This window comes from Arthrobacter sp. TMN-50 (assembly GCF_054511125.1).
This window is the reverse complement of sequence record NZ_JBTNDG010000018.1, coordinates 14,624-31,127: the sequence shown is the minus strand read 5'-3', so window position 1 is coordinate 31,127 and position 16,504 is coordinate 14,624. Positions and strand designations below refer to the sequence as shown.

The window sequence follows — 16,504 nt, the reverse complement described above, 5'->3', positions numbered from 1 at the left end:
TCAAAACCGACGGCTACTGGCACTACCAACAACCCGAACCCGGCACCATCACCGCCACCTCACTCACCGGCAAAAACTACACCACCCTGCCCCAACCACCACCCTTCTAACACAGAGCAGGAATTGCGCGAAGGCGCGGACTATAGCCGTGGCGCTAGATGATCTCCCTAGCCCGGAAGAACTTGCTGCCCCTTGCTGAGGATAGTGAGTCCCGACTCCGTCACTGTGTACCCGCGGCTAAGGTCCAGCTCCCGATCCAGACCAATCCTGGCACCGGCCGGCACCCGAACGTTCTTGTCGATAATCGCCCGCCGGACGATAGCTCCAGGACCAATCGAAACCTTATCCATCAACACCGACCCGGATACCGAAGCACCCTCGTCGACAAACACATCGGTGGCGAGAATGGACCCTTGCACCTGGCCACCGGAGACCACTGAACCGTTCGAAACGATCGAGTCGTGGGCGACGCCGGAGCCGCCCGACGCGCTACGAACGAATTTCGCCGGGGGAGAGACGCTCTGCCGCGTATAGATTGGCCATTCCAGGTTGTACAGATTGAACAGGGGAAGGGGGGAGATCAGGTCCATGTTGGCGTCGTAGTACGAGTCGAGGGTTCCGACGTCGCGCCAGTATTGACGGTCCCTGTCTGTAGATCCGGCGATGTCGTTGGACGTGAAGTCGTAGACTGCTGCATCCCCTCGCTCCACGAAATAGGGAATGATGTCCCCGCCCATGTCATGCTTCGTGTTCAGCCGGGCCGCATCTTCTTCCAGGGCGGCAACCAGAGCATCGGCGGTGAACACGTAGTTGCCCATCGACGCGAGGAAGCTGTTCGGATCATCGGGAAGCCCAGGAGTGCTTTCCGGCTTCTCGACAAACCCTGAAATTCGGCCCTCACCGTCGGTCTGAATGACGCCGAACTGGTCCACCAGGTTCATGGGCTGCCGCACCGCCGCAACGCTCGCCGACGCGCCGCTGGCAATGTGGGCAGTAACCATCTGCTCAAAGTCCATCCGGTAAACGTGGTCGGCGCCGATCACCACCACGATGTCGGGATTCGCATCGTGGATCAGGTTCAATGACTGATAAATGGCGTTGGCGCTGCCCAGGAACCAGCTTTTGCCGCGCCGCTGCTGCGCCGGGACCGACGCCACATACTGCTGCAGTTGGGTCGACATGCGCCAGGTTTCGGAAATGTGGCGGTCCAGGCTGTGGGACTTGTACTGGGTGAGCACCACAATTTCCAGGTACCCCGAATTGACGAGGTTCGACAAGGCAAAATCGATCAGCCGGTAGATGCCACCAAACGGCACCGCAGGCTTCGCTCGATCGGCCGTGAGCGGCATGAGTCGCTTTCCCTCGCCCCCAGCCAGGACAATCGCCAGTACCTTTTTCAATGCCACGAGTGGCCCCCTGCCCTGCTGTTGCTCTTCATTGAGTTATTACCTCTTGAGTGACTCACACTAGATGAGATGGCCGCGCTGCACTACGTTTGGAAACGTGCGTATAGACATTGTGACAAAAGAGTTCCCACCCGAGATCTACGGCGGCGCCGGGGTGCACGTCGCTGAACTGAGCCGAGTGCTGGCCAGCCAGGTGGATTTACGGGTTCACTGCTTCGGCGCGGAGCGCGACACCAATTATCACGGGGCAACCGTGAGCACCTACCGGCCACCCGTCGAACTGGCACGCTCGAACGCCGCAGTACAGACCTTCGGCACCGATCTGGCGATGCTCGACGGGCTTGCGGGCGCGGATGTGGTGCACTCCCACACCTGGTACGCGAACATGGCGGGGCACCTCGCGTCCCTCCTGCACGGGGTGCCGCATGTCCTCAGCGCCCACAGCCTGGAGCCGTTACGACCATGGAAAGCCGAGCAGCTCGGCGGCGGCTACGCGCTGTCCTCCTGGGCCGAACGGACTTCCTACGAGGCGGCGGCCGCGGTCATCGCCGTCTCGCACGGGATGCGCGCGGACATCCTGCGCAGCTACCCCAACGTTGATCCGGACAGGGTGCAGGTGGTGCACAACGGCATCGATGTGAGCCTTTGGGGACGGGACGAAGACCAGGACGCCGTCCGGAAGCTCGGCATCGACCCGGACCGCCCCAGCGTGGTGTTTGTGGGACGTAACACGCGCCAGAAAGGCGTTCCCTACCTGCTGCGTGCCGCGGCGCTACTCGAGCCTGGAGTGCAGCTGGTGCTCTGTCTCGGAGCCGCTGACACTCCCGAGTTGGCCGCCGAAACCGCCGAGCTGATCGCGGAACTGGAAGCCAAGCGCGGGTCAGTGGTGCTGATCGAACGGATGCTGCCCCGCAACGAACTCATCCAGGTCCTCAGCACAGCAACGGTCTTCGCCTGCCCCTCAATCTACGAACCGCTGGGCATCGTCAACCTTGAGGCGATGGCCTGCGGGGCGGCAGTCGTTGCCAGCGCCACCGGAGGTATCCCGGAGGTGGTCGACGACGGCGTCACCGGCACCCTCGTCCCGCTGGAACAGGTCACCGACGGAACCGGAATCCCGCTGGACCCTGAACGGTTCGTCAGGGACTTTGCCGCCGCCGTCAACGCCCTAGTAGCGGACCCGGACCGGGCGCGGACCATGGGCGAGGCTGGCCGTCGTCGGGCTGAGGAGCACTTCTCCTGGGACTCCATTGCCGAGTCCACCCTTGAGGTCTACCGTTCGGTGATCCAGAAGGCCTGAGCACACTTGCAACGCAATTCATCTACAGACAACGACCACGAAGGATCCATCAGTGACCGAACACCCCAGCCCAGTTTCACCCGACTCAGCGGCATCGGCGCCATCCCCGGATGAGGCGAGCGTACCCGAGTTGAACGAAACCGAGGTCGACGAGGCAGTGATGGACGAGTCGGCCGAAAACCCTGCCCTCGACGTCGGACGGGTCGTCACCCCCGTCGATGAAGAGAACAAGGACGACGACCCGCGTCAGGGCTAACCCCTACCGGGCGGCCTTCGCCTTGCGGGCCAGGACGGTCTTCTCGTCGATCGGGAAGGTACCACTGGCCCGCTGCTGCCGGGCGTAAGCCATTGCCTCGTCCTGGCGTTCCTTTTCCGCTCCCGTAGAGATTGCGGCCCGCAGATGTTCAGGGCCGTAGCCGAACGCATCGACCAGGTCCACCGCATGCGGCCGGATCTTAGCCAAGAGACGGTTGATGTAGGGGGAGAGTGTCCTCGCACGCTGGGTGGAAAGCCGCCCATGCATGAGGTACCAGGCGAGGTTCCGTTCGATCAGGCACAGCCCAAACAGGTCACGCACCCAGGTGAGTACCTGCTTGGTCCCGGCATCGTCCACGCGGTGGAGCGCTGCGGTGAAGGCTTCCCACTGCAGTAACTCCGCATGCGCCTTGGCCGTCTCGATCAGCTCGTGCTGATGTTCGTTGAACTTCCTCGCTGCCTCCTCCTGCGACAACTTCCTGACCCCGCGCAACTCGCCTGCCAGGTCGGCGACCATCGCCTCAACCCGATCCGACAGCAGCTCATGCTGGGTGTGCTCATCGCGCAGGGCGATAGCCGATTTGCGTTCGGAGCCACCGTCGACGACGGTCTGCACCGCCCGGCGCAGCCCGGAACGATGCAACGTCTTCTCGGCCCGCTGGGTGACGACGTAGCGGGCCAGCACGCCGAAGTCGACGCCGCTGAATTCCTTGGCGTAGTCGGCGAGGAGCCGTTTTGCGACCAGCTGGAGCAGGACATTATTGTCCCCCTCGAACGTCGCGTAGACGTCCATGTCCGCACGGAGTGAGGTGAACCTGTTCTCGGTCAGGAACCCGGCACCGCCGCATGCTTCCCTGCACTCCTGCAGCGTGTCGAGCGCATGCCAGGTGGACAATGATTTTAACGCGGCGGCGAGAGTCTCAAGGTCCTGTCGGTCCTCATCGGTGTCGTGGGCACCGGAGAACACGTCGTCGAACTTTGCCAGCAACTCCTCGTGAGCAAAGGATGCGGCATAGGTGGCGGCGATGCGGGGGAGAAGCCTGCGCTGGTGCTGCTGGTAGTCGAGCAGCACCTCTTCCCTAAGGTCCGAACCCGCGTTGAACTGCCGACGCTCCACCGAGTACTGCACTGCCGTTTTCAGGGCCAGCTTGGTGACGGCCACTGCGGCACCGTCGAGGGATACGCGGCCCTGGACAAGGGTGCCGAGCATGGTGAAGAAGCGGCGTCCGGGGGAAGCGATCGGCGAGGTGTAGACGCCCTCGTTGTCGACGTCGCCGTAACGGTTGAGCAGGTTCGTGCGGGGGATGCGCACGTTGCTGAAGTAAAGCCGCCCGTTGTCGATCCCGTTGAGCCCACCTTTCAGTCCATCGTCTTCGCCGCCAATGCCTGGCAGGAACGCGCCGTCAGCGTCGCGGAGTTCGATGTAGAAGGCGTGCACACCGTGGTTGACCCCTCCGGTGATGAGCTGGGCAAACAGCACTGCCGCCCGCCCGTCGATGGCGGCGTTCCCGATGTAATCCTTCCACGCAGCACGGAACGGGGTGTGGATTTCGAACTCATCGGTGTCCGGCCGGTACACGGCAGTGGTGGCGATGCTCGCGACGTCGGATCCGTGGCCCGTCTCGGTCATCGCGAAGCAACCCGGGATGTCCATATTCATGATGCCGGGAATCCAGGCACGGTGATGGTCGGCGGTGCCCAGGTGAAGCACTGCACTGCCGAAGAGGCCCCACTGCACACCCGCCTTGATCTGCAGTGACGGATCGGCGACCACCAGTTCCTCGAAGCCTGCGATGTTGGCTCCATGATCGTCGTTCCCCCCGAACTCCGACGGGAATGCGCGGTGTACCGCCTTATTGTCGACCAGGTAATGCAGCTGGGTGAAACACCTGTTTCGGTGTTCGGCGTTGGACTGGCCTTCGATCCGGTGCACTTCGGGGCGCCCCGCCAACTCGCGGGCAACCCGGCGGGTCGCCGCCCAGCGGCCCAGTAGGAGTTCGCCCAGGGCTTCGACGTCGACGACGGCGCGATCATCGTCCTTGATGGCGGCGGTTGGCGGAACCTTGAGTTCGGGTCGCGTGACTGTCTGTGTCATGGGGTGTCCTCCAGAGCGGATGTGGTGCTGTCGGGTGATGGAACGTGGTTGGCGATGCCCTCGAAAAGCCAGGTGGTGAGCTGCTCGCTGAGCTGCGCCTCGGTGGGCTTGGAGGAGCCCTCCGGGGTGGCGAGCCAGAGCTCTCCGGCGGCGCGGACCATGCCGATGGCCGCCTGCGGCCAGAGCGTCAGAACCGGGCCGCCGAGTTCCCGGGCCCGCGGGTCGGAGGCTAGAAAAGACTTCATCGGGCTGGCCAGCATGGCGGTGACCGCCTCGAAGAAATGACTCAAGAGCTCCGACGTTTGCGGGTCAGCTGGGCTGGTGAGAGCATCCGCAGCGCCCAGCCGGGTGACGAACGCGTAGACGTTTGGCGAGGTTTGAGCCATCTGCAGGTACGCCGAGACCATTGCGTGGAGGCCCTCGCGCGGCGAGGCGGCCTGGCGCGCCGCGGCAAGAACCTTGTCCTGCATTTGGGCAATGACCACTTCGCCCACGGCCTGCTGCAGCCCAGCCTTATCGCCGAAATAGCGGTAATAGACCGACTTGGAGGTTCCCGCCGCCGCCGCAATGTCTTCCATCGAGGCGCCGTAACCCAGCGAATGCACGGCACCTCGGGCTGCTTTTATCAGCGCTCGACGCCGTTTGTCGCGGTGCGCCTGCCAGCGGCTGGAGCGCCCATCACCGGCCGCCGCGGCGGGCACGGTTACTGGTCTGGGCACTGTGGCCTGCTTGTTCACGATACTGAGCGTATCAGGTACGCTGGGTATCGGTAACTCACCGTTTCGTGAAGGAGAAACACAGCATGGTCGACCAGGCAGCAGGCCAGCGTAACGCGCGGCCTTCCACATCCGTCCGCAACGCGGTGGTCATCGGCGGGAACCGGATACCGTTCGCCAGGTCCGGCGGGCCCTACGCCTACTCCTCCAACAAGGACATGCTGACGGCAGCCCTGGACGGCCTCGTGGCACGGTTTGGTCTGCAGGGTGAGCGGATCGGCGAGGTTGCTGCGGGCGCCGTGCTGAAACACTCCCGCGACTTCAACCTGACCCGTGAAGCGGTGCTCGGCTCGGCTCTGGCCGCCGACACGCCGGCCTACGATGTCCAACAGGCCTGCGCTACCGGGCTGGAGACCGTAATCGGTTTGGCCAACAAGATCAAGCTGGGCCAGATCGAATCGGGTATTGCCGGCGGCGTCGACTCCGCCTCAGACGCCCCCATCGCCGTGAGCGAAGGATTACGCCGCGCGCTCCTTGACCTCTCGCGGGCGAAGACCGTCCCGCAAAAGCTGACAATCCTGGGTCGCCTCCGACCCAAGGACCTCGCGCCCAACGCCCCGACCACCGGTGAGCCCCGCACCGGTCTGTCCATGGGCGAGCACCAGGCCATCACCACCGCCCGCTGGGAGATCACCCGCGAAGCGCAGGATCAGCTCGCGCTGGACAGCCACCACAACCTTGCTGCCGCCTACGAGCGGGGATTCTTCTCCGACCTGGTTACGCCGTACCGCGGAGTCACTCGGGACGCCAACGTCCGGGCTGATACTTCACTGGAGAAGCTCGCCAAGCTGAAACCCGTCTTCGGCAAAGGGCTTGCCGCCGCGGCCACTATGACCGCCGGCAATTCAACCCCGCTGACCGACGGAGCCGCCACGGTGCTGCTTGGTTCCGAAGACTACGCTCACCGGAACAACCTGCCCATGCTCGCCAACGTGGTGGACGCGGAGGCAGCAGCCGTCGACTTCGTCCACGGAGCCGAAGGCCTCCTGATGGCACCGGTCTACGCCATGCCCCGGATGCTGCAACGTAACGGGCTCACGTTTGACGACTTCGACTTCTTCGAAATCCACGAGGCCTTCGCGGGCACCGTCCTCAGTTCACTTGCCGCCTGGGAGAACGAGGACTTCTGCCGGAACACGCTGGGTTTAGACGGTGCCCTCGGCACCGTGGACCGCAGCAAGCTCAACGTGAACGGTTCCTCCCTCGCGGCGGGACACCCCTTCGCCGCTACCGGTGGCCGGATCGTTGCCTCGCTGGCCAAGACTCTCGCTGAGAAGGGCTCCGGCAGGGGACTCATCTCCGTCTGCGCCGCCGGTGGCATGGGCGTCGTCGCCATCCTGGAGGCACGCGAACAGTGACTGACACGTACCTCACCCTCGTCAATGCTGGGCCCGCCGGTCAGCTCGCCAAGAAGCTGGGCCTCCCACGTCCGGTTGCGCTCCGTCGGTACAGCCCAGGTGCGCCCCTGGTTCCCGGTCCGCTGTTGGTCCTCGGCACCGGCTTTGGTGCTGACACCCTCGCCAGCCGGTTGCTGGACTGGAACCAGGATGTCCGCCGTCACGCCCGGCCGGGTGAGAAGCTCGGCGCGATCCTCGTTGTGCTGGACGAGGTCGCGGATCCCGGCGACCTCGCCGCTCCGGTCCTGGAGCTCGGCCAGGCGCTGCGGCAGCTGGCCCGCGGCGCCCGGATTGTCACAGTTTCCCGCCCCGCCAAGGAGTCCACCGACCCGGCCGAAGCGGCGGCACGGCAGGCGATCGACGGAATCGTCCGGTCAATCGGCCGCGAACTCCGGGCCGGCGCCACCGCCAATGGCATCCTGCTCCGTGGGGATGCGCCGGAGGAGTCCGCTAGTGGCGCCCTACGGTTCCTGCTCTCGGGCAAGAGCGCCTTCGTCAACGGGCAGTTCATCACCGCCGGCGAAAGCACACAGTCCGACCCGCAGGACGAAGATCGCCCGTTGGCGGGCCAGTCCGCCGTCGTCACCGGCGCCGCCCGCGGTATTGGCGCCGAGATTGCCGCCGTCCTGAGCCGTGATGGCGCCCACGTGGTGGTGGTCGACGTACCGGCGGCAGGGGAACAGCTCGCCGCGGTGGCAAACCGGGTGGGCGGCACCGCACTGCAACTCGACATCACCGCCGAGGACGCGGCATCCCGGATTCTCGAGCACGTGCAGCGGCGGTACGGATCCCTGGACCTGCTGGTGCACAACGCGGGGATCACCCGCGACAAACTGCTGGCCAACATGGATACCGTCCGCTGGGAATCGGTCATGGCAGTGAACCTTGCCTCGCAACTGCGGGTGAACGAGTCGCTGCTGTCATCCGACGTCTTTTCGGCCTCGGGCCGCATTGTCTGCCTCGCCTCGACCAGCGGCATCGCCGGAAACCGGGGCCAATCCAACTACGCGGCATCCAAAGCCGGAGTCATCGGTATGGTCAGGAGTACCGGCGCTGCACTCGAAGAGTCCGGCCGGACCATCAACGCCGTCGCGCCGGGGTTCATCGAGACGGAAATGACCGCGCGGATGCCGTTTGTCACCCGTGAGGTAGCCCGACGGTTGAGCAGCCTGCAACAGGGTGGCCGGCCGATCGACGTCGCCGAAACCATTGCGTTCCTAGCGTCGCCCGCTGCAGCGGGAATCAACGGTGAGGTGCTCCGCGTCTGCGGGCAGTCACTGGTGGGCGCTTGAGCGAGGTCGTTCTGGCTGCTGTGCCAGGCCTGCCGTCCCTGTATCGGAGTGCCCTGATCGGTGCTGTTCCGCTACCGTGGGCCAACAGCCAACCGGGGATAACCACTGGAATCCTCGAGCTGCCTCCAGTGCGCCACCGTGTCGCTGGAGTCCGGCCGTCCGTGGCCGATCTAACCCGCTTCCAGCGGCTGATCGGCGCGCCGGCACACGATCTGCTGCCGTCCGGCTTCGTCCACACCCTTGCTTTTCCGATGTCCATGAGCGTCATGGCGCGCCGGGACTTCCCCCTGCCGTTGCTCGGAATGATTCACTTGGGCAACACGGTGCAACACCGGCGAGGGATCCATTTCAGCGAAACCCTCGATATCACCGCCTGGGCAGAAGAGTTGCGACCACACAACTCCGGAACACAGGTGGATCTCGTCACCGAGGTCTCCGTCAGCGGCGAGGCGGTCTGGATGGGACGCTCCACCTACCTGGCCAAAGGGTCGCGGCCTACCAGCAAAGCTCACGCTCCGAAGGAGGAGCGCGGCGTGTTTGTAGCACCCCAACTCACCGCGACGTGGGATCTTCCCGGGAGCACCGGCCGCAGCTACGCGGCGGTGTCGGGCGACTACAACCCGATCCACCTCAACGCGCTGGCCGCCAGGGCGCTTGGGATGAAGCGGGCCATCGCCCACGGCATGTACCTTGCCTCGCGCATGGTGCAGGAGAGCAAACCCGCGGGGGTCGAATCCTTCGCCTGGAGCATCGACTTCCGGTCTCCAGTTCTGCTGCCCGCCCGCGTCGCCGTCGCCGTCGAGCCTCAGCAGGAAACCGGGTCGTGGCGTGGGTCCAAAGTCACCGCCTGGAATGCGCGGCGAGGTCGCGAACACTTTACCGCTACGGTCACACGACTGCCCGAGGCTCAAGCCTAAACTGGAACGATGAGCCAGAACGCACCCCTGTTGACCCGTGCCCGCGCCCTTGATGCAGAGGACCCGCTGGCCGGGTACCGGTCACGGTTCGAGGGTCACGACGATCCCGACATCATCGCCTACCTGGACGGCAACTCCCTGGGCCGGCCCCTCTCCGACACCCTCGGACGCCTGGAATCCTTTGTGCGGGAGCAGTGGGCTGGCAGGCTCATCCGCGGGTGGGATGAGGGCTGGCTGGAACTGCCCGAACAGGTGGGCAACCTGATCGGCAGGGTAGCGCTCGGCGCTGCGGCAGGTCAATGCACGGTGGCTGACTCGACGAGCGTGCTGCTGTACAAGCTAGCCCGCGCCGCAGTGGCCGCCCGACCCGGCCGCACCGAAATTGTGGTTGACCGGGACAATTTCCCGACCGACCGTTTCATCATGGAGGGCATTGCCGCGGAGCGGGGTCTCCAGCTGCGCTGGGTTGACCTGCAGTATGACGGCGGTGCCACTGCCGCGGACGTCGCGGCCGTCGTCGGGACGCAGACCGCGCTGGTGGTGCTCAGTCATGTGGCATACCGGTCTGGGCACCTTGCGGACGTCCCCGCCATCACCGAGGTGGTGCACGACGCCGGCGCCCTGGCCCTGTGGGACCTCAGCCACTCGGTCGGATCGGTCCCCGCCGAACTAGATAAATGGAACGTTGACTACGCCACCGGATGCAGCTACAAATATCTCAACGGCGGACCGGGCGCGCCTGCCTGGGCTTACGTGGCAAAGCGCCACCTCAAGGATTTCCAGCAACCTATCCAGGGCTGGTTGGGAAGCGCCGATCCGTTTGGGATGGGGGCGGACTTCGAACCGGCCGCCGGTATCCGTCGGATCGTTTCCGGTACCCCGCCCATCATTGGAATGTTGGCGATGCAGGACATGCTGGGCCTGCTCGGCGAGGTGGGGATGCAGGCGATCCGGGCGAAGTCCATCGCACTGACTTCCTTCGCCGTCGACGGCGTCGAGGAGCTGATGGCGGGTACCGGCGTCGTCGTCGCCTCGCCACGGAATCCGCAGCAGCGCGGCGGACACCTTACAATTGACCACCCGGCGTTCCGGGACCTGGTACCGGAACTGTGGACGAAGGGTGTCATCCCTGACTACCGCAACCCAGCCGGTATCCGGCTGGGACTCTCGCCGCTGTCAACGTCATTCGAGGAAACCTACCTCGGCATCGAGCGGATCGCCGAATGCCTGCCCCGTCCCTGACAGGTCATCAGATCGAGATTAGCCTTCGCACTCGGCGCAGTACTTGTTGCCGTTCTTTTCGCGGGCGAGCTGGGTGCGGTGCTTGACCAGGAAGCAGGACATGCAGGTGAATTCGTCTTCCCGCTCGGGGATGACGGAAATCAGGAGTTCTTCCTCCAGGACCGCACCGGGGAGATCGAACCCCTCGGCGGTGTCGCTTTCATCGGTGTCGATGGTGGAGGACTGGGTGGTGGCGCTGCGCTGAGCCTGGATCGCCTCAAGCGATTCATTGACAGGCTGGTCTTCAGGCCTGACGCGGGGTTCGTCGTAGTCAGTTGCCATGCGGGCGTTGCTTCTCCTTCAGTTGTGTGATCAACCAGAGTACAGGGCGCACCGGCTATTGTTTGCCAACTTACGCTAACAGCGTGTAGCGGGAGGATTAAGTTCCTTGGCCTCGGACCTCCCACGGGCGGCGAGGGCCCGCCGCGCGCTGAGTCGCCGCTCCGGGCTCTCGATTTCCTTGACGCATTGTTCGTAGAGCGGGAATATATAGCCAGCAAACTTGAGCAGGGGGCCGTTGTGACTTATCAGCCAGTGCAGGGGACCGGTCAGCCAGTTTCGAATTCAGGGGCCCGGGGACAGCTAGGTCTGGGTTCAATTCCCGAAGAGCCCAAGGTCATCCATCTCATCACCTATCGCTACCTCCGATGGCTCCTGATTCTGCTACCGGTGGTCTTGTTCGTGGTAACTGCCGCCGTCGCATTGCAGCAGAACCATTTAGAGGCTTCCATCAGCGCATACTACGGGGGCTGGGTTCGAGACGTCTTCGTCGGAACGCTTATCGCAATAGCCGTTTGTTTGGTGGCTTATCAAGGGGTCGGTCTGATCGAGGATCATGCGCTTAATGGGGCTGGTTTTTACGCGATATTCGTGGCTCTGATTCCGACGGATTTTCCCGGGCTGATGGAAAAGCTGCGTTCAGCTGAGACCCCGGACGGGTTGGCTCCATCCGCAGACGAGTATGTCTTTTTCTTACGCGTCGCCTTTGCCTGTGTTTTGATGTCAGTTGTCGTGGTGGCCGCGATAGGGCTAAAAGCCGGAGACTTTCATGAACTCTCCAGGCCCAACGTCGATCCTCCCTGGTTGCGCACCCTCACTGGGTCTTTTCTTGTGGCGACCGTCATGGTGTTGGTCGCGTTTTTAGCATTGGCTGCCCAGCAGTTGTACTTCCCTGCGGGTGATGTGACCATGGCTGGGCTCACTCATTTGGGTATTCCCCTCGCGATCCACGATCTTGCAGCAATATTTCTCATCGCCTCGCTGTTCGTGGCCGTCATTACAAATACTTGGCCATTCTTCAGATTCGATGCTCTACGTGAGTCTGCAAGGCTGGGTTATTTGATCATCGCCGTCCTCATGAGTGTGGGTATCTTGATCCCGGTACTCGCTGCGTGGCTGTTCGCCCCCGGGCGAACCGTGATTTTCATTGAATGGTGGGAGATCGGGCTCTTCGCCACGTTCTGGTTTCTTGAGACTGACAGAAGACGTCGGCTAGTTAGGCGCCAAAAGAGAGGGAAGATCGTCAAGACCGACGAGGATTCCCGCCTCCTTTCGGAGCCCACCCGGGTCGCAGGCAGCTAGGGTCCCGCTCCGCTCCACTGGCGAATTGAGGATCGGTTACTCCGCATTCGAGCGGATGGCTAGGCTGAGTTCATGGCTACAGTTATTCTCGTGCGGCACGGCCGCACCACAGCAAATGCCGCCGGACTACTGGCAGGGCGCGCTGCCGGCGTCAGTTTGGACCAGGTTGGCCGCGACCAAGCAACCTCGACGGGTGACCGGCTCGCCGATGTCCCAGTAGTCGGAGTGGTGTCGAGCCCCCTGGAGCGCTGCCAGCAGACCGCCAAGCTCATTATTGATCGCCGGTCTGGAGTCCCGCTCGCACCGGTTGATCTCGACCTGAATCTCACCGAATGCGATTACGGCCAATGGCAGGGCCGCACAATCAGCGACCTTGCAACCGAGGCTTTGTGGTCCGTGGTGCAGTCACAACCGTCTGCGGTCACCTTTCCGGGCGGCGAATCCATGGCCGCGATGCAGGCACGGTCGGTCGCAGCAATTCGACACCACGACGCGGCCTTCGAGGCCGAGTACGGACCAGGGGCCGTCTGGGTGGCGGTAAGTCACGGTGACATCATCAAGTCCATCCTCGCCGACGCGCTCGGCATGCACCTTGACCTGTTCCAACGCATCAATGTGGGTCCCGCCTCCGTGTCAATAGTGAACTACGGCCCCAGTCGACCAAGTGTCTACGCCACCAACACCGACGCGGGGGATCTGTCGTGGTTGTCGGGCAGTTCGCTCAGCGGCGATGCGCTGGTCGGTGGCGGGCCAGGGCAACAGGCGCCACGAACCTGATACGCCTAAAATAGTTGCATGCCTACTAAAGTTCACGAATTTACCTGGCCTGATCGGGTCGTCGTCGGCACCATTGGTCTTCCTGGTGCGCGGACGTTCTACCTGCAGGTGCGCGCGGGAACCCAGCTCGTCAGTATCGCCCTGGAGAAGCAGCAGTCAGCGCAGCTCGCCGAGAAGATTGACGAAATTCTCGATCAGCTCATCACCCTTGAGGGCAACCCTTTCAGCATTCCCACGAGCACTCCCATTGAGCTTGTCGACAATGACCAGCTCGAACCCGTCGAGGAGCAGTTCCGAACGGGCGCAATGAGCCTGGGGTGGGACCCCACAACGGTGCAAGTTGTGATCGAGGCCTACCCGATCGCGGAGGTCGAGGGCAATGAGGACGGCGGTTTCGATGACGAATCCCTCGAAGGGATTGAGGAAGCCCCCGAAATGCTGCTGGTGCGGATGCCGGTTGGGACCGCCCGCGCATTCGCCAAGCGCACTCGTGAAATTGTGAGTGCAGGCCGTCCCACGTGCCCGCTCTGCGGTGACCCCGTTGACCCCGGCGGGCACAGCTGTACGCCTCCCGAGGCCTGATGCCAGGGCCAGACCTCGTGGCCACCGAACTGGTGCTCACCGGTCGCATCACGACCGCGTCAAACGCCACCTTTTTGGGCAGCATCGACGACGCGGTAGTCGTTTACAAGCCGATAGCGGGGGAGCACCCGCTGTGGGACTTCCCCGACGGCACTCTGGCGCACCGCGAGGTGGCCGCCTATCTGGTTTCGCAGGCCCTCGGCTGGGACGTCGTGCCCCAAACCTGGCTCCGGGACGGTCCGATGGGTAAGGGAATGGTGCAGCTCTGGCAGGAGCAGGACCCCAACCAAAATGCCGTGGACCTGGTCGGGTCCGACGACGTACCCAAGACCGGCTGGAAACATGTCCTTGAGGGGCAGGACCAGGACGAACGGATGGTTACTCTCATCCACGAGGATTCGCTGGCGCTGCGTCGCATGGCGGTGTTCGACGTCGTCGTCAACAACGCCGACCGTAAGGGCGACCACATTCTTGCCATGGGCGACGGACGTCGGCACGGTGTCGACCACGGGCTCACCTTTCACAGTGAACCCAAGCTGCGCACGATCCTGTGGGGGTGGCTTGGCGATCAGCTGACCTCCGACGAACTCGACGGCGTTGACCGTGTCATCGCCGGACTGCAGGGCGAGCTGGGCCGCTACCTGGCGGACCTGCTCAGCGCCGAGGAAATCACGTCGCTCGCCGCACGCTGCGCCCGGCTGCGCAGCGCCGGGCGCTTTCCCGCTCCAAGCGGTGGGATGCCCGCAGTGCCCTGGCCCCTGTTCTAGGGGGCCGCTGATTTAGCGGAATCATTGCAATGGGATTCGCGGGATGTGTCAGGCTGGTCGCATGGATCTTGAGGTGTCGCCGGCGCTCATCATCCCTGAGCGCGAACTCGGCTGGCGATTCTCGAGGTCATCAGGCCCGGGCGGGCAACATGTGAACACCTCAGACAGTCGGGTCGAGTTGTCCTGGAACGTCGTCGACTCTGCAGTGCTCACCGACGATCAACGGACGCTGCTGCTCACCCGGCTCGGTCAGCGTCTTGTGGCCGGAACAGTCACCGTCGTGGCGTCCGAACAACGGTCGCAGCTACGCAATCGGGAAACAGCGTTGCGCAAGCTCGCCGGGCTGGTGACCGCCGGGCTGGCCCCCGCTGCCCCTCAACGTCGTGCGACCAGACCTACCCGCGGCTCCTTGCGGCGGCATCTCGCCGCCAAGCAGAGTCGCTCAGCCACGAAACGCAACCGGCGGCGTCCACCGGCCGAATAGCAGCACCAATTGCCGATTACTGCTCAAGTGGCCGCATGGCAGCCAGGTCCTTCACCCAACCGGGGGTCTCTTCACCGAGATTCCTGTCCGTGGTGACACGCAGCCGTGCAGCCGCCACCTGAACCTTCTCCCGGTCTGTGAGAGACGTTAAGCTTCCTAGCCCAACAGGCTCGCTCTGGGTGGGAGCCCCACGTTTGGGTCCAGCGAAAATCCCAGATTTGAGCTTCCTTTTCACTGTAAACTTCGTCATCCGGTCCTCACTCGCCTTCGTGTCTGCCTCCATTATCGCTGAGCTGCTCGCATGAGTCTACGATCTGAGCTTCCGTACCAGCCGGAGCACAGGATTGGCTGGAGGTGGCTCGGCAAGAACAATCTCTGTCACGGTGCGAAGGATCCGCTGCTCGGCCGGCCCTACATCTGGTTCATTTGCCGCATCGTTCAGCATCCCGAGGCCGATCTGCTGGCGTTTAGGGTCCTGGGTGTCCAATGCAGCGTCAATGGCCCACTGTGCACGCCTCCACCATTCCGCCTCGCCGTCGGATTTGGTTCTCTGGACTAGTGCTTCCCGCTGATGCGTAAGAGACTCTCTCTGAACGAGGTAAGCGATCAGCGCAGCCAACACGATGGCCGTCGGGCCAAACGCCGCGAGGATTTCCCACCATTGTGCGCCGCCGTCGACCAGCTCGATTTGGATGGGACTGGGCGCGGCCTCAGGAGCCCCAAAGACACTGGCAGCAATCATGAATTCACCCTAGTTGTATTGGATCCTCTGAAGAGATCAGCCATGCCGCAGGATCGAATCAACCGCAGGGCACGCGCGGGAAGTTGCTGCAGGCCAATAATGCGTTGCTGATAATCTCCCCAATACCTATTCGAGTGTTGAGGTCGTCCGCGAATGTGGACACCTGCTGTGCCCATCGAGCTTTCGCCCCCCCAGTCCTCCGGGAACTCGCCCGGCTTCACGATGCTCGCGTCGGGGACAACCAGCCACCAGTACGTCATGTACCGCTTGCTGGCCTCGGCCTGGGAGGGGTCCTTCATTTCCGTGCGCCAATCGGCGCGACTGACCTTCACCTCGTGGCCGTGCAAGGCGACGGTCGAATTGTGCTTGTCCGCTGCCACGAAGTCGGCGATACGGCTGCCGTTCGTGAAACTCAGACCAGAGTGGACATGTTCTGCGCGGGCCCACCGGTCAGTGAAGGTGCCTTCACCGATGGCCGTATACCGGGTGAGCAGGTGGTCGTGCATTTCCCGCTCAGTCGTCACGGGCGCTTCTCCGATACCCGACGTCCGCTGGGCTTTGGCAACTGGGCAAAGAGTCGCCACTCTACGACCCGCCTGGCGAGTAAAACTAAGACCAAGCCCGCCGAGACTAATGCCAGCGCAATGTTCAAGCAGATAAGCGAAAGGGCGACAACCATGTTTCCGGAGAGCAGGAAATAACCGGCCATGCCGGCGACCAGGAATATCACGATGGTCAGGACATACATGGTACGGAGGATCTTCAGTGCTGGGTCCGTCTTGTCGGGAGAGGGGGCGGCCAGCTCTTTGCCCTTGGGGGTCGATTCATTAGACATGTTCATCATGTGTGAGG

General features: G+C 63.4%; 18 protein-coding genes. 11 read left to right on the top strand and 7 right to left on the bottom strand.

Features of this window, described 5'->3' with window-relative positions; all coding sequences use genetic code 11:
* Nucleotides 1–167 precede the first annotated feature (167 nt).
* Nucleotides 168–1,406 carry a glucose-1-phosphate adenylyltransferase gene (glgC, locus tag ACX80A_RS14275; RefSeq protein ID WP_459260428.1) on the bottom strand — a complete coding sequence of 413 codons (1,239 nt, stop codon included), beginning with the start codon at nt 1,404–1,406 and terminating at the stop codon, nt 168–170.
* Nucleotides 1,407–1,503: 97 nt separating this feature from the next.
* Here glgC and glgA point away from each other — a divergent pair, with 97 nt between their 5' ends.
* Together glgA and ACX80A_RS14265 are read left to right on the top strand one after the other, a co-directional pair.
* A complete protein-coding gene (gene glgA / locus ACX80A_RS14270) occupies nt 1,504–2,706 on the top strand; it encodes a glycogen synthase (RefSeq protein WP_459260427.1) in 1,203 nt (400 codons plus the stop codon).
* A 52-nt stretch (nt 2,707–2,758) separates the two neighbouring features.
* Nucleotides 2,759–2,962 (top strand): hypothetical protein, encoded by a 204-nt coding sequence (locus ACX80A_RS14265; RefSeq protein WP_459260426.1) that lies wholly within the window; start codon nt 2,759–2,761, stop codon nt 2,960–2,962.
* A 3-nt stretch (nt 2,963–2,965) separates the two neighbouring features.
* On the opposite strand, the gene ACX80A_RS14260 is transcribed toward ACX80A_RS14265, so the two are convergent.
* Both ACX80A_RS14260 and ACX80A_RS14255 read right to left on the bottom strand, forming a co-directional pair.
* Nucleotides 2,966–5,056, bottom strand: coding sequence for an acyl-CoA dehydrogenase family protein (locus ACX80A_RS14260; RefSeq protein WP_459260425.1), 2,091 nt, complete (start codon nt 5,054–5,056; stop codon nt 2,966–2,968).
* Nucleotides 5,053–5,793, bottom strand: a complete 741-nt coding sequence (locus ACX80A_RS14255) for a TetR/AcrR family transcriptional regulator (protein WP_459260424.1) — start codon at nt 5,791–5,793, stop codon at nt 5,053–5,055. Before ACX80A_RS14255 ends, ACX80A_RS14260 begins: the two co-directional genes overlap by 4 nt.
* A gap of 65 nt (nt 5,794–5,858) precedes the next feature.
* Here ACX80A_RS14255 and ACX80A_RS14250 point away from each other — a divergent pair, with 65 nt between their 5' ends.
* Genes ACX80A_RS14250 through ACX80A_RS14235 form a run of 4 tightly spaced genes read left to right on the top strand, consistent with a single transcriptional unit; the run spans nt 5,859 to nt 10,680 of the window.
* A complete protein-coding gene (locus ACX80A_RS14250; protein ID WP_459260423.1) occupies nt 5,859–7,190 on the top strand; it encodes an acetyl-CoA C-acetyltransferase in 1,332 nt (443 codons plus the stop codon).
* The gene (locus tag ACX80A_RS14245; RefSeq protein ID WP_459260422.1) at nt 7,187–8,521 is read left to right on the top strand and encodes a 3-oxoacyl-ACP reductase; all 1,335 of its coding nucleotides are present in this window, start codon (nt 7,187–7,189) and stop codon (nt 8,519–8,521) included. Before ACX80A_RS14250 ends, ACX80A_RS14245 begins: the two co-directional genes overlap by 4 nt.
* Nucleotides 8,518–9,438 (top strand): MaoC family dehydratase, encoded by a 921-nt coding sequence (locus ACX80A_RS14240; protein ID WP_459260421.1) that lies wholly within the window; start codon nt 8,518–8,520, stop codon nt 9,436–9,438. Before ACX80A_RS14245 ends, ACX80A_RS14240 begins: the two co-directional genes overlap by 4 nt.
* 9 nt (nt 9,439–9,447) lie before the next feature.
* Complete coding sequence (locus ACX80A_RS14235) at nt 9,448–10,680, top strand: kynureninase (RefSeq protein WP_459260420.1); 1,233 nt, start codon at nt 9,448–9,450, stop codon at nt 10,678–10,680.
* Nucleotides 10,681–10,698: 18 nt separating this feature from the next.
* On the opposite strand, the gene ACX80A_RS14230 is transcribed toward ACX80A_RS14235, so the two are convergent.
* Nucleotides 10,699–11,001, bottom strand: a complete 303-nt coding sequence (locus tag ACX80A_RS14230; RefSeq protein WP_459260419.1) for a DUF4193 domain-containing protein — start codon at nt 10,999–11,001, stop codon at nt 10,699–10,701.
* 237 nt (nt 11,002–11,238) lie between these two features.
* On the opposite strand from ACX80A_RS14230, the gene ACX80A_RS14225 reads away from it, so the two are divergent.
* From ACX80A_RS14225 to arfB, 5 genes are all read left to right on the top strand, one after another.
* Entirely contained in the window at nt 11,239–12,300 is a 1,062-nt protein-coding gene (locus ACX80A_RS14225; RefSeq protein WP_459260418.1) for a hypothetical protein, read from the top strand.
* 72 nt (nt 12,301–12,372) lie between these two features.
* A complete protein-coding gene (locus tag ACX80A_RS14220) occupies nt 12,373–13,077 on the top strand; it encodes an MSMEG_4193 family putative phosphomutase (protein WP_459260417.1) in 705 nt (234 codons plus the stop codon).
* An 18-nt stretch (nt 13,078–13,095) separates the two neighbouring features.
* Nucleotides 13,096–13,659: a DUF3090 domain-containing protein gene (locus ACX80A_RS14215; protein WP_459260416.1), complete on the top strand. Its 564-nt coding sequence runs from the start codon at nt 13,096–13,098 to the stop codon at nt 13,657–13,659.
* Nucleotides 13,659–14,426 carry an SCO1664 family protein gene (locus tag ACX80A_RS14210; RefSeq protein WP_459260414.1) on the top strand — a complete coding sequence of 256 codons (768 nt, stop codon included), beginning with the start codon at nt 13,659–13,661 and terminating at the stop codon, nt 14,424–14,426. Before ACX80A_RS14215 ends, ACX80A_RS14210 begins: the two co-directional genes overlap by 1 nt.
* Before the next feature lie 61 nt (nt 14,427–14,487).
* Nucleotides 14,488–14,910, top strand: coding sequence for an alternative ribosome rescue aminoacyl-tRNA hydrolase ArfB (arfB, locus tag ACX80A_RS14205; RefSeq protein ID WP_459260413.1), 423 nt, complete (start codon nt 14,488–14,490; stop codon nt 14,908–14,910).
* Nucleotides 14,911–15,217: 307 nt separating this feature from the next.
* Here the strand turns inward: arfB and ACX80A_RS14200 are convergent, their stop codons facing one another.
* Genes ACX80A_RS14200 through ACX80A_RS14190 form a run of 3 tightly spaced genes read right to left on the bottom strand, consistent with a single transcriptional unit; the run spans nt 15,218 to nt 16,487 of the window.
* Entirely contained in the window at nt 15,218–15,652 is a 435-nt protein-coding gene (locus tag ACX80A_RS14200; RefSeq protein WP_459260412.1) for a hypothetical protein, read from the bottom strand.
* Entirely contained in the window at nt 15,649–16,176 is a 528-nt protein-coding gene (locus tag ACX80A_RS14195; RefSeq protein ID WP_459260410.1) for a hypothetical protein, read from the bottom strand. Before ACX80A_RS14195 ends, ACX80A_RS14200 begins: the two co-directional genes overlap by 4 nt.
* Nucleotides 16,173–16,487, bottom strand: coding sequence for a hypothetical protein (locus ACX80A_RS14190; RefSeq protein ID WP_459260408.1), 315 nt, complete (start codon nt 16,485–16,487; stop codon nt 16,173–16,175). Before ACX80A_RS14190 ends, ACX80A_RS14195 begins: the two co-directional genes overlap by 4 nt.
* Nucleotides 16,488–16,504 lie beyond the last annotated feature (17 nt).